This is a genomic window from Azospirillum brasilense, assembly GCF_022023855.1.
Taxonomy (GTDB): Bacteria; Pseudomonadota; Alphaproteobacteria; order Azospirillales; family Azospirillaceae; genus Azospirillum; species Azospirillum brasilense_F.
In genome coordinates, this window is record NZ_CP059450.1 from 387768 (window position 1) to 399471 (window position 11704).

Here is an 11704-nt window from a genome sequence, read left to right on the forward strand (position 1 = left end):
CCTTCAGGAATGGATAACGGCCGGGGCAATGACGGGAATCACGCGGCGCCGCCGCCGCGGCGGATGTGGTACACGAACACCTCGCCGCGCGTCTCGTGCGCCAGCAGGACGTTTTCGGTCGTGTTGCAGAAATGCTTGAAATCGATGATCGACGCCGGGTCGGTGGCGTAGACGATCACCTCCTCCCCCTCGGCCATTTTGTCCAGCAGGGCGCGCGTCCGCAGGATGGGCAGCGGGCAATGCAGCCCCTTAACGTCGAGTTCCTTTGCTGCCACGGACTAACCTCTTCTTCTGCATGGGCACCGGACGCCGCGACTGTAGCGGGTTCGCGCCGCCGTCTCCACCGTTCCCATAGATTTGGCGTTCCAGACAGTTTGGCGGTCCGGAAGCCCAGGGCACCTTTGCCGGGCTGGGATGTTAGCCAGGGAAATGGATTCGAACGAACAATGCGGGAGCAACGCTTATGGCCGGTCGGCATTTCGACAAGGTGGTGGTCATCACCGGGGCGTCCAGCGGGATCGGCCGGGCGACCGCCCTGGAATTCGCGCGCCATGGCGCCGCGGTGGTCCTGGCGGCGCGGCGCCACGCCGCCCTGCACGAGGTCGCGGAGGACTGCATCGAAGCCGGGGGGCGCGCGATGGTCGTCCCCACCGACGTGCGCGACCAGGAGCAGATGAACCGGCTGGCCGAGCGCGCCATCGAGGTGTTCGGCGGGATCGACGTCTGGGTGAACAACGCGGGCGTGATCGCCTTCGGGCGCTTCGAGGAGACTCCGCAGGACGTGTTCGAGGAGGTGATGCGCACCAACTTCTTCGGCACCGCCAACGGCTGCCGCGCCGTGCTGCCGCATTTCCTGGAGCGGGGGGAGGGTACGGTCATCAACGTCGCTTCGCTGGCCTCGATCGTCGGGCAGCGCTACGCCGCCGCCTACGCCGCCAGCAAATTCGCGGTGCGCGGTTTCTCCGAGACGCTGCGGCAGGAGCTGGTGGAGGATCCCGGCATCCAGGTCTGCACCGTGCTGCCAGGCCCTATCGACACGCCGCTGTGGCAGCATGGCGCCAACTACACCGGCCGCGCCGTCAAGGCGATGACGCCGCTGCGCCCACCGGAGGAGGTGGCCGAGGCCATCCTGCGCCTGGCCGAGAATCCCCGGCCGGAGCTGTTCGTCGGCGCCGCGGGGCGCTCCGCCGCCCTGCCGCATGTGGTGGCGCCGGCGCTGGCGGACCGCATGCTGGCCCACCGGATGGACCGCGACATGTTCGACAACCGCCCGGCCCACGACACCTCCGGCGGCGTTCTGGAGGCCATGCCGGACTATCGCGAAGCGAGCGGTGGCTGGATGGAGCGAGCCGCAGCGCAGGCACCCCAAGGCCGCGTAGAAGGTCGCCGCGCCTTGTGCTGGACCAACGTCGCCCTGTTTTTGCTGCCCATCGGACTGATGAGCCGTCTGCCCGCCCATGTCTGGGAGCGGCGGGCGTGGGGGGAGTCGAGGGTCAGGCCGTGAGCATCTTGAGGCCGGACAAAGCGAGGATCGTCGCCAGCAGATAGCGCAGCACCGCGGTCGGCAGGTGGCGGCTGCCCAGCCAGGCGCCGACCGCCCCGCCCACCCCGGCGGCGGCCAGCCACCAGGGCAGGGCCGCGGGCAGGGTCGTCGCGGTCGTCCAGGCCCCGGCCAGCGCCGCCGCCGAGTTAAGCAGGTTGTAGGCGGCCGACACGGCGGCGGCGCGGCGCGTCTCGACCCAGCCCATGAGCAGGATCAGCGGCGCCAGGAAAATGCCGCCGCCCGTGCCGGTCATCCCGGACAGGAGCCCCACGGCGGCCCCGGCGGCGAGCGCCGGTAGGATGGGCGGCACGGTCGCATCCGCCCGTTCGGGCGTTCCGCGCGCCGCCCAGGTGGAACGCGCGAGTTCCAAAGCCGCCAGGAGAAGGATCGCCCCGACCAGCGGGTAATAGAGATGCGGCGGCAGGTGCAGCGTCCCGCCGAGGAACGAGAAGGGCATCCCCAGCACGCCGAATGGGTAGAACGCGCGCCAGTCGAACAGCCCGGCGCGGACGAAGCGCACGGTGCCGATGGTTGCCACCAGGAGATTGAGGGCGAGCGCCGTCGGCTTCATCGTTGCCGGATCGAGTCCGACGATTCCCATGACCGCCAGATAGCCGGAGGCTCCGGCCTGCCCGACCGCGGCGTACAGCGTGGCGACGGTCAGGATCAGCGCCGTCAGACCGACCGTCTCGTTGAACACCCGTGTTTCCTCTCAAGCCGTGCCGGTCGCTTGTAAACCGGGGGCGCGGGCGGGACCAGAGAAAGGGCGGAGATTTTCCGAACCATGGCGGCGTGGCGCTGTTGGCGGGGGAGGGCGTCAATGCCCATACCCCCTCACCCCTGTCGTTTGGAGGCTGCCCATGCACACCCGCGAAATGATCAACACGCACCCGCAGGTCCGCGGAAACACCAACGACGCGCTCATCCGCTGCATCGAGGCCTGCTATGACTGCGCGCAGACCTGCACCACCTGCGCCGACGCCTGCCTGGGCGAGGATCAGGTGGCCGAACTGGTCCAGTGCATCCGCCTGAACATGGATTGCGCCGACGTCTGCACTGCAACCGGCTCCGTCGCCACCCGGCGCAGCGGCTCCAACGAGGTGGTGATCCGCGCCATGCTCGACGCCTGCGCCACCGCCTGCCGCCTGTGCGCCGAGGAGTGCGAGCGGCACGCCGGCATGCACCAGCATTGCCGCATCTGCGCCGAGGCCTGCCGGGCCTGCGAGGACGCCTGCCGCAAGGCTCGGCAGACCCTGAGTCATTGACCGCGGCGGTTTATCCGCCGTTGCCGAGAATCACCCTGTCCAGGTAATCGGCGAGCAGCGGGCCATCGCCCAGTCCGAGCAGCAGCTTGGACGAGACATTGCCGTTCTCCGTCCGCAGGCCCGGAACCGCGGCGTGGCGCGTGAGGAAGCCGTCCAGCCCGGCGTTCCAGGTGGCGTCGGCGTTGCGGCAGAAGATCTTCGACAGCGAGAAATGCGGCACCTTGCGGAAGGGGTTGGCGAGGCGCTTCCCCTGGAAGACCGCCGGAGGGTTGCCGTGGGCGCGGTAGCGGGATTCCAGCGTCTTGCGGAAGCTCTGGAAGGTCGTCCCGCCGCTCTCCATGCCGATGGTGACGACCGGCACGCCGAGCAGGGCCACCGAGTCGGCGATCAGGCGGGCGTTCTCCTCCTGGTCGCGCCGGATGGCCTCGGCGAGCGCCGGATCGCCGCGCATCGCCTCGGTCAGCCCCACCGTGCGCGGCGTGTGAAAGGAGCTTTTGTTCAGCACCATGACCTTGCCGCGAAAGGACCCGGCACCGAAGATGCCGTCGAAGAAGCTGTGCGCCATGGCCCCGGCGCGCCCCTGGACGCACAGATAGACGGATTGCTCGTATTCCCGGCGCCCCGGGTTGTCGCCGACGAGAATCAGTTCCGGCAGGGGGCCGTCCTTGGTGGCGTAGGCGGCGAGGTCGTCGTTGATGACGAACAGCGGCGACACGGAGTCCCGAAGGGCGCGGACCCGCTCCCCATGTTCGGCGACGCGGGTCCGGAACAGCCAAACCGCGTCCGGCCGGGCGTCCGCGGGCGGGACATCACCCAGGATGACGGACAGGCGCCGCAACGCGGCCTCGTGGTTTGTCGCCGACGGGTCCGTTGCCGCCGCGTCGATCGAAGATACCGCCATTCCCATCACCCCTTGTGCAAAGCGGCCCCATCTAAGGGGCTGGTGCCATCTAAAAGACTGGTGATTGTGTTGTCGAGAGGCGTCGATCCGGCTATAGAGTGCGCCAGGGAAGCGACCGGAACCGCGCCGATTGCGGTTTCGACAGGAGGGTCGGAAAGAATGAAGCTGTCAGACGTCGATATTCGCCGATACCTCGCCGAAGGACGCATCGAGATCGACCCGTTGCCGGCGGAGAGCCAGATCGGCGCCATGTCGGTCGACCTCCAGCTTGGGAACGCCTTCCAGGTCTTCCCGCCGGGCAAGGCGGCCTTCGTCGACCTCGCCCCGCCCGAGGGCCATCCCAGCCAGGTCCCCGACAAGCTGATGGACCGCGTCGAGGTTTCCGAGGGCGAGCCGTTCTTCCTGCATCCGGGCGAACTGGTGCTTGGCATCACCGTGCAGCGCATCGGCCTGCCCAACGACATCGCCGGCCGTCTGGACGGCCGCAGCAGCCTCGCCCGTCTGGGCCTGATGGTGCACGCCACCGCGCATACCATCGATCCGGGCTGGAATGGCCGCATCACGCTGGAGTTCTTCAATTGCGGACGGTTGCCGCTGGCGCTGCGGCCGGGTATGCGCATCTGCGCCCTCAGCTTCGAGACGCTGATGTCGCCGACCTCGAAGCCCTACGCCGCGCGCCCCGACGCCAAGTACCGCGACCAGCTCGATCCGCTGCCAAGCCGGATCAACCTGGAACAGCCCTGACGGCAAACGACGAGAACGACGAAAAGGCGCCTCCCTTCCGAGGCGCCTTTTTCTTTTGGGCATCCGGCTTGCCCACCCCTCGCCCGCCGTGTCCTCCCGGCGCGCGTGCCCGCAGGAACCCGATTGATCGCGCCTGGATCATTCGCACCCCCAACATCGCTGTTGACCAAACCTGTATTATCGATCATACAGGTTCCTGTCTTATGCAGAGACGCACACCGGTTTCCAGCGAGAGGGAGGCGGGGCACTGTGAAGTCATCGGTCGAACCGCTGAAGGCGCGCCGGATCTATCTGCTGCTGCGCGACCGCATCGTCGCCGGCGACCTGCCGCCGGGCGGGCGCCTGCCGGGGGAACCGGCGCTGGCCGCCGAACACGCGGTGTCGCGGGTGACTGTGCGCCGGGCACTCGACCTGCTGGAGAAGGAAGGGCTGGTGCAGCGCAAGGCCGGCTCCGGCACCTTCGTCCATGACAGCCGCAGTGTCCGTCCGATCGTCGCCGACCTCTCCAACGTGCTGTCGCACCTGATCGACATGGGGCGCAGCACCGACGTGAAGCTGCTCTCCTTCGGGTACGTCGCGCCGCCGGAAGCGATCGCCGAAAGCCTGGGCTTGAAGCCGGGCGAGCGGGTCCAGCGGTCGGTGCGCGTCCGGCTGATCGACGGAGAGCCCTTCTCCTACCTGACCACCCATGTGCCGGAATGGCTCGGCCTGACCTATTCGGAGGCGGAACTGGCGGCGCGCCCGCTGCTGGAGCTGATCGAACGGTCGGGCGTGAAGACCGAGCGGGCGACCCAGGCGATCAACGCCACGCTGGCCGGGCCGGAACCGGCGGCGGCGCTCGATCTGGAGATCGGCTCGCCGCTGCTGACGCTGACCCGCATCGTGCACGACCCGTCCGGCCGTGGAGTGGAGCATCTGCACGCTCTGTACCGGCCCGACCGCTACAGCTTCCACATGGATCTGGTGCGCATCGGCGATGACGGGGAACGGCGCTGGAGCCCGGCCCTGGGTCGGCCGCGCGTGCCCAGTAAAAAAGGCCGATAAGGCCAAGGCCGACAAGGGCAAAACCGACAAGAACAATGCGGGCGAAAAGCCCACCCGCGGCTCGCGGGCCATCAAGCAGAGGAGTTGAGCGTTATGGGACGTTCGGTTCAGGACTCCGCACTCTCCGGCATCTCCCGCCGCACGGTGCTCAAGGCGGGCGCCGCGGCCGCCGCCTTCGCGACGGTGCCAGTGGCCGCCCCGTCGATTCTGCGGGCGCAGACCCCGGCCGTGAAGATCGGCATCCTCCAGCCGGTGACCGGCGCGCTCGCCCATGACGGCGATCTCGGCCGGCTCGGCGCCGAGATGGCGATCAACGAGATCAACGCCGCGGGCGGCATCAAGGCGCTGGGCGGGGCCAAGATCGAGATGGTCTTCGGCGACGCCCGTTCCACGCCGGAGGCCGGCACCCAGGAGGTCGAGCGCATGCAGGCCGAGGGCGTGTGCGCCATCGTCGGCGGCTTCGCCAGCCCGATCTGCCTTGCCGCCTCGCAGGCGGCGGCGCGCTACGATCTGCCCTATCTGGTCGATGTCGGCGTGTCGGACCAGATCATGGCGCGCGGCCTGACCAACACCTTCCGCTTCAGCCCCGGCTTCGGCAAGGTCACCCAGGTCGCGCTCGACAACCTGACCAAGATCAACGAGCTGGCCGGCAAGCCGGCGAAGACCGTCGTGCTGGTGCATGAGGACGGCCTGTTCGGCTCCGGTCTCGCCAAGCTGCTGCAGGCCGAGTTGCCCAAGCGCGGCTTCGAAATCCTGGAGACCATCGCCCACCCGACCCCGGCGCGCGACATGTCCAATGTGGCGCTGCGCATCCGCTCGCTGAACCCGGACCTCGTCATCCCGTCCAACTACTATGGCGAATTCGTTCTGCTCGCCCGCACCATGCAGCAGCAGCGCATCAAGCCGAAGGGTGTCTACGCGGTGCTGGGCGGGGCGGCATCGAACGGGCGCTTCGTCAAGGAGTTCCCGCAGGCGGCCCAGAACGTCATCGACTGCAACCACTGGCACGATCCGAAGAATCCGCAGGCCCTGGCGCTGCGCAAGGCGGTGGAGGCTCAGGGAAAGTCCTTCGCTTACAACGTCCCGCTGAACTATTCGAACCTGCTGCTGCTGGCCGACGCCATCGAGCGCGCCGGTTCCGCCGACCGCAAGAAGATCATCGAGGCGCTGAACAGCTCCACCTTCGCCGGTCACATCATGCCGTACGGTCCGACAAAGTTCGTCAACGGCCAGAACGAGGGCGCCACCCCGATCAACACCCAGATCCAGGGCGAGGACATCAAGGTGATCTTCCCCGAATTCTTCGCGGAGGCGAAGGCCAACTTCCCGGCGACGTAAACCGTCCCTTCGCCTTTGCGCCTCCCGCATTGCCCCGTCCGTCCCGTGGCGCCGCACAGCGGCCTCCCGGACGGGTGGGGGACCGTTTCCCTCATGCGCGGGCTGCCATGTATTCACCTCAGATCATCCTGGAAGCGGCGCTGAACGGGCTGATGACCGGCGCGGTCTACGCGCTGATCGCCCTCGGCCTGACGCTGATCTACGGCGTGCTCCACATCATCAACTTCGCCCATGGCGCGCTGCTGACCTGCGCCATGTTCGCGGTCTGGGTCGCCTGGGCCTGGCTCGGCCTCGACCCCTATCTGGTGATCGTGCCGCTGGTGCCGCTGATGTTCGCGCTGGGCTACGGGCTGCAGCGCTTCGTCATCGGGCCGGCCAGCCACGGCGACGACGGCAACATCCTGCTGGTCACGCTCGGCCTGTCGATCGTGCTGGAGAATGTGCTGCTGGCGGTCTTCCAGTCGGACACCCGCACGCTCGACACCGATTACTCGTTCCAGGTGGTGGCGCTGGGGCCGCTGCTGCTGTCCTACCCGCGGGTGATCGGGCTGGGTGTGGCGGTGGTGGTGACCGGGCTGCTCTGGCTGGTGCTGAACCGCACCGACACCGGCAAGGCGATCCGCGCCGTCGCCAAGGAGAAGCTGGGCGCCAATCTGGTCGGCATCGACGTGCCGCACGTCTACGCCGTCACCTTCGGGCTGGGCTGCGCCTGCCTCGCCGTGGCCGCCGCGCTGCTGATGCCGACCTTCTACGTCAACCCGCGCATCGGCAGCGCCTTCGTGCTGGTCGCCTTCACCGTGGTGGTGCTGGGCGGCATGGGCTCGCTTCCCGGCGCGCTGCTGGGCGGCCTGTTCATCGGCGTGGTGGAGAGCCTGTGCGGCCTGTTGCTGGGCGACAGCCTGGGGCAGATCGGCATCTTCCTGATCTTCATCGCCGTGCTGCTGGTGCGGCCGACCGGCCTGTTCGGAGCCAAGGCATGACCGCGCGCGACCTGATCCCGATCGCCGTCCTGGCCGTCCTCGCCGCGCTGCTGCCGCTGGTGGTGACGTCCAGCCCGGTGATGAGCTTCCTCGTCTTCACGCTGATCGTGACGCTGGGCGCGCAGGGCTGGAACATCCTGGGCGGCTTCGGTGGCCAGTTCAGCTTCGGCCACGCCGCCTTCTTCGGCACCGGCGCCTATGTGACGGCGATCCTGCAACTGCGCTACGGCGTCAACGCCTGGGCCGGGCTGCTGCTGGCGACGGCGGCGGGGGCGGCGGTCGCCTGGGCCATCGGCTTCCTCAGCTTCCGCTCCGGCCTGCGCGGCTCCTACTTCGCGCTGGTGACTCTGGCCTTCGCCGAGGTGTTCCGCATCCTTGCCAACGCGGCCTCCTTCACCGGGGGCGCCGCCGGCCTGCTGATCAAGCTGGATGTCCACCCCGCCAATCTGCAATTCGCCGACCGTGCTGTCTTCTACTGGCTGGTCCTGGCCTTCGTCACCGGCGTGCTGCTGCTGACGCGCTGGATCCAGCGCTCCCGCTTCGGCGCGCAGCTCGTCGCGGTGCGCGAGAACGAGGACGCGGCCAAGGCGCTGGGCGTCGATTCCCTGAAGGTGAAGCTGCGCGCCATCGCTCTGTCGGGCGCGGTGACGGCGCTGTCCGGCTGCCTCTACGCCCAGTATTTCCTCTACATCGACGCCCACATCGCCTACGGCAGCTGGATCTCGGTGGAACTCCTGCTCGCCCCGATCATCGGCGGTGTCGGCACCGTCTTCGGGCCGGTGGTGGGCGCGCTGACCCTGCACGGGCTGGGCGAACTCGCCAAGCAGTTCGCCGGCCGCATCCCCGGCATCGATCTGATCGTCTTCGGCAGCGTGCTGGTGCTGGCCGTCGCCTTCGCCCGCGGCGGCATCCTCGGCCTGCTGGAGCGGCTGCGCGACCGCGGCCGCGGGATGATGACACGCGGCGCCAAGGAGGTGTCCCATGCTGGCCGTTGAGTCCGTCTCCAAGCGCTTCGGCGGTCTGATGGCGGTGGACAACGCGTCGCTCGCGCTGGAGCCCGGCGGCATCGTCGGCCTGATCGGGCCGAACGGCGCCGGCAAGACCACGCTGTTCTCGATGATCTCCGGCTTCGTCGCACCGAGCGACGGGCGGATCCTGTTCGAGGGCACCGACATCACCGGCGAGGAGCCGCACCGCCGCGCCGAGCGCGGCATCGGCCGCACCTTCCAGATCGTCCAGCCCTTCGCCGGGCTGACGGTGTGCGAGAACATCGCGGTCGGCGCCTATCTGCGCCACGCCAAGCGCGCCGACGCCATTGCCAAGGCGCGCGAGGTGGCCCGCCGGGTCGGCTTGGCGGCCGAGCTGGACCGCCCGGCCGGCGGGCTGACGGTGGCCGGGCGCAAGCGGCTGGAGCTGGCCCGCGCGCTCGCCACCGAGCCGAAGCTGCTGCTGCTGGACGAGGTGCTGGCCGGCCTGAACCCGTCGGAAATCCGCGACATCATCCCGGTGATCCGGGGCATCCGTGACGAAGGGGTGACGATCCTGATGATCGAACACGTCATGCAGGCGGTGATGAACCTGTGCGAGCGCGTCTATGTGCTGGCGCAGGGCCGCATGATCGCCGAGGGCAAGCCCGCCGCCGTCTGCGCCGACCCCCGCGTGATCGAGGCCTATCTCGGCCACGGCGCCGCGGCCCGTCTAGCGGCGGAGGGGGCGGCCCATGGCTGAGGCGCTTCTGAGCATCCAGGGGCTGAAGACCGGTTACGGCGCCACCGAGGTGCTGCGCGGCATCGACATGGCCGTGCTGGACGGCGAGATCGTCACGGTCCTCGGCTCCAACGGCGTCGGCAAGACGACGCTGAACAAGGTGCTGTCGGGCGTGCTGCCGCCCTGGGCGGGCGAGATCCGCTTCGCCGGCAACCGCCTCGACGGTCGTTCCGCCGCGCGCATCGTCGAGGAGGGGCTGATCCAGGTGCCGGAAGGCCGCAAGATCTTCCCCAACCTGTCGATCCGCGAGAATCTGGAGCTGGGCAGTTACCGGCGTGGCAAGCCGAACCGGGCGCGGAACCTGGAGCGCATCTTCGCAACCTTCCCCCGCCTGAAGGAGCGTGAGGGCCAGCTCGCCGGCACGCTGTCGGGCGGCGAGCAGCAGATGCTCGCCATCGGGCGCGGCATGATGGCCGAACCGCTGCTGCTGATCCTCGACGAACCGTCGCTCGGCCTGTCGCCGCTGGTGGTCGAGGAGATGTTCGGGCTGATCCGCAAGCTGAACGCGGATGGGCTGGCGATCCTGCTGGTCGAGCAGAACGTCGTCCAGTCGCTGGAGGTCGCCCGCCGGGCCTACATCCTCGAGAACGGCGTCTTCGCGCTGTCGGGACCGTCCGACGAGATCGCGCGCGACCCCGAATTGAAACGCACCTATCTCGGCCTCTGAGGGGCCGTCCGCTCGGGAGCGGTGACATGACAAGCCTGTCCTTTGACGTGAAGCCGGCGAGCGAATTGCTCGCTGCCGCCCGGCCGTCCTGGCTCGACCGTTGGGGCACCTTCGCCGCCGGCCTGACCTTCGCCGACCTGCCGGCCCCGGTGGTGGAGCGGGCGAAGCTGGTGCTTCTCGACTGCGTCGGTGTGATCGCCGCCGGCATGCAGGAGCCGGAATGCCGAGCGCTGGCGGGCCGTATGGCTGAGACCGGCGGCTCCGGCGATTGCCCGGCCATCGGCAGTGGCCGGGGTCTCGCCGCCGGGTCCGCCGCCTTCCTCAACGGCGTGGCCGGAACCATGCTGGAACTGGACGAGGGCAACCAGTACGCCCGCGGCCATCCGGCGATCCACGTCGTGCCGGCCCTCCTCGCCGCCGGGCCACGCCTGAACGCCTCCGGCTCCGACCTGCTGACCGCGCTGGCGCTCGGCTACGAGATTGGGTCGCGCATCGGCATCGCCGCCAAGCTGCTGGTCACCACCCATCCGCACGGCACCTGGGGCACGGCGGGGGCGGCTCTGGCCGTGGCCCATCTGAACCGCGCCGACGCGGCGATGATGATCGAGACGCTCAACATCGCCTCCACCCTCGGCCTCGCCACCAGCCGGCGGACGATGCTGGAGGGCGGCACGGTGCGCAACGCCTACGCCGGGGTGTCGAACCAGCTCGGCCTGAGCGCCTGGGATCTGGCGGTAAGCGGCGTCATCGGCGAGACCGACGGGATCGGCAGCGTGTTCGGCGGGGTCATCGCCACCGATTTCCGGCCGGAGCTGATGGTCGAGGAGCTGGGCGAACGCTGGGAGATCGCCCGCAACTACTTCAAGCGCCACGCTGCCTGCCGCTACACCCACGGCGCGCTCGACGCGCTGGGCGACATCGTGGCGAAAGCCGGCGGGCGGATTGCCCCGGCGGAGGTCGCGGCCATCGAGGTCGACACCTACGTCTGGGCCGCCCAGCTCGACGGGGCGGAGCCGAAGAACATGCTCGCCGCGAAATTCTCGCTGCCCTTCGCGCTGGCGACCTTCCTCGCCAACGGCGCCGCCACGCCCGAGGCCTTCCGCGACGGTGCCCGCCAGGACGCGGCGACCCGCGACCTTGCTCGCCGCGTGACCGTGCGCGAGGACCGCGGCCTGACCGCCCGCCTTCCCGGCCTGCGCCCGGCCCGCGTCCGCCTGACCCTGGCCGACGGCCGGCGCTTCGAGGCGGAGGCGCTGACCAACAAGGGCGACACCGAGGACCCCTACAGCCCGGACGAGGTGCGCGCCAAGTTTGCCGACCTAGCCGGTCCGGTCTGGGGGACCAAGCACGCCGCCGCCATTGCCGACTGCGTCGCGTCGATCGACCGCGCGGCCGACCTTTCAACCCTGACCCGGCTTCTGTCGGCGCCCGCCGCCGCCGGGGGGAGCGTCTGAA

General features: G+C 69.2%; 13 protein-coding genes. 10 read left to right on the forward strand and 3 right to left on the reverse strand.

The window, feature by feature from the left end; translation table 11 throughout:
• Window positions 1-38 precede the first annotated feature (38 nt).
• Window positions 39-275 carry a sulfurtransferase TusA family protein gene (locus H1Q64_RS15140; RefSeq protein WP_237906000.1) on the reverse strand — a complete coding sequence of 79 codons (237 nt, stop codon included), beginning with the start codon at window positions 273-275 and terminating at the stop codon, window positions 39-41.
• 188 nt (window positions 276-463) lie between these two features.
• Between H1Q64_RS15140 and H1Q64_RS15145 the strand changes: the two genes are divergently transcribed.
• Window positions 464-1504: an SDR family oxidoreductase gene (locus tag H1Q64_RS15145; RefSeq protein ID WP_237906001.1), complete on the forward strand. Its 1041-nt coding sequence runs from the start codon at window positions 464-466 to the stop codon at window positions 1502-1504.
• On the opposite strand, the gene H1Q64_RS15150 is transcribed toward H1Q64_RS15145, so the two are convergent.
• Window positions 1494-2243 (reverse strand): sulfite exporter TauE/SafE family protein, encoded by a 750-nt coding sequence (locus H1Q64_RS15150; RefSeq protein WP_237906002.1) that lies wholly within the window; start codon window positions 2241-2243, stop codon window positions 1494-1496. The genes H1Q64_RS15145 and H1Q64_RS15150 overlap by 11 nt on opposite strands.
• Before the next feature lie 160 nt (window positions 2244-2403).
• Between H1Q64_RS15150 and H1Q64_RS15155 the strand changes: the two genes are divergently transcribed.
• On the forward strand, window positions 2404-2808 hold the full coding sequence (locus H1Q64_RS15155) for a four-helix bundle copper-binding protein (RefSeq protein ID WP_237906003.1): 405 nt from the start codon (window positions 2404-2406) through the stop codon (window positions 2806-2808).
• A 10-nt stretch (window positions 2809-2818) separates the two neighbouring features.
• On the opposite strand, the gene H1Q64_RS15160 is transcribed toward H1Q64_RS15155, so the two are convergent.
• On the reverse strand, window positions 2819-3709 hold the full coding sequence (locus H1Q64_RS15160) for a hypothetical protein (protein WP_237906004.1): 891 nt from the start codon (window positions 3707-3709) through the stop codon (window positions 2819-2821).
• Window positions 3710-3868: 159 nt separating this feature from the next.
• Here H1Q64_RS15160 and dcd point away from each other — a divergent pair, with 159 nt between their 5' ends.
• From dcd to H1Q64_RS15200, 8 genes are all read left to right on the forward strand, one after another.
• A complete protein-coding gene (gene dcd / locus H1Q64_RS15165) occupies window positions 3869-4453 on the forward strand; it encodes a dCTP deaminase (RefSeq protein WP_035676313.1) in 585 nt (194 codons plus the stop codon).
• A gap of 249 nt (window positions 4454-4702) precedes the next feature.
• Window positions 4703-5497 carry a GntR family transcriptional regulator gene (locus H1Q64_RS15170; protein ID WP_237906005.1) on the forward strand — a complete coding sequence of 265 codons (795 nt, stop codon included), beginning with the start codon at window positions 4703-4705 and terminating at the stop codon, window positions 5495-5497.
• Between the two features lie 93 nt (window positions 5498-5590).
• Complete coding sequence (locus tag H1Q64_RS15175; protein ID WP_237906006.1) at window positions 5591-6835, forward strand: ABC transporter substrate-binding protein; 1245 nt, start codon at window positions 5591-5593, stop codon at window positions 6833-6835.
• Between the two features lie 107 nt (window positions 6836-6942).
• A complete protein-coding gene (locus H1Q64_RS15180) occupies window positions 6943-7815 on the forward strand; it encodes a branched-chain amino acid ABC transporter permease (RefSeq protein WP_237906007.1) in 873 nt (290 codons plus the stop codon).
• On the forward strand, window positions 7812-8810 hold the full coding sequence (locus H1Q64_RS15185) for a branched-chain amino acid ABC transporter permease (RefSeq protein ID WP_237906008.1): 999 nt from the start codon (window positions 7812-7814) through the stop codon (window positions 8808-8810). Before H1Q64_RS15180 ends, H1Q64_RS15185 begins: the two co-directional genes overlap by 4 nt.
• Window positions 8797-9543, forward strand: a complete 747-nt coding sequence (locus tag H1Q64_RS15190; RefSeq protein ID WP_094302380.1) for an ABC transporter ATP-binding protein — start codon at window positions 8797-8799, stop codon at window positions 9541-9543. The genes H1Q64_RS15185 and H1Q64_RS15190 overlap by 14 nt, the downstream gene beginning before the upstream one ends.
• Window positions 9536-10249 carry an ABC transporter ATP-binding protein gene (locus H1Q64_RS15195; RefSeq protein WP_237906009.1) on the forward strand — a complete coding sequence of 238 codons (714 nt, stop codon included), beginning with the start codon at window positions 9536-9538 and terminating at the stop codon, window positions 10247-10249. The genes H1Q64_RS15190 and H1Q64_RS15195 overlap by 8 nt, the downstream gene beginning before the upstream one ends.
• Window positions 10250-10275: 26 nt before the next feature.
• Window positions 10276-11703, forward strand: a complete 1428-nt coding sequence (locus tag H1Q64_RS15200) for an MmgE/PrpD family protein (protein ID WP_237906010.1) — start codon at window positions 10276-10278, stop codon at window positions 11701-11703.
• The last annotated feature ends 1 nt before the right edge of the window (window position 11704 follow it).

Excerpts from the sequence above, each read along its gene's own strand:
- H1Q64_RS15145 (WP_237906001.1), top strand. The coding sequence starts at position 464 with ATGGCCGGTCGGCATTTCGACAAGGTGGTGGTCATCACCGGGGCGTCC.
- H1Q64_RS15195 (WP_237906009.1), top strand. The coding sequence starts at position 9,536 with ATGGCTGAGGCGCTTCTGAGCATCCAGGGGCTGAAGACCGGTTACGGC.
- H1Q64_RS15180 (WP_237906007.1), top strand. The coding sequence starts at position 6,943 with ATGTATTCACCTCAGATCATCCTGGAAGCGGCGCTGAACGGGCTGATG.
- H1Q64_RS15190 (WP_094302380.1), top strand. The coding sequence starts at position 8,797 with ATGCTGGCCGTTGAGTCCGTCTCCAAGCGCTTCGGCGGTCTGATGGCG.
- H1Q64_RS15185 (WP_237906008.1), top strand. The coding sequence starts at position 7,812 with ATGACCGCGCGCGACCTGATCCCGATCGCCGTCCTGGCCGTCCTCGCC.
- dcd (WP_035676313.1), top strand. The coding sequence starts at position 3,869 with ATGAAGCTGTCAGACGTCGATATTCGCCGATACCTCGCCGAAGGACGC.
- H1Q64_RS15160 (WP_237906004.1), bottom strand. The coding sequence starts at position 3,709 with ATGGCGGTATCTTCGATCGACGCGGCGGCAACGGACCCGTCGGCGACA.
- H1Q64_RS15175 (WP_237906006.1), top strand. The coding sequence starts at position 5,591 with ATGGGACGTTCGGTTCAGGACTCCGCACTCTCCGGCATCTCCCGCCGC.
- H1Q64_RS15155 (WP_237906003.1), top strand. The coding sequence starts at position 2,404 with ATGCACACCCGCGAAATGATCAACACGCACCCGCAGGTCCGCGGAAAC.
- H1Q64_RS15200 (WP_237906010.1), top strand. The coding sequence starts at position 10,276 with ATGACAAGCCTGTCCTTTGACGTGAAGCCGGCGAGCGAATTGCTCGCT.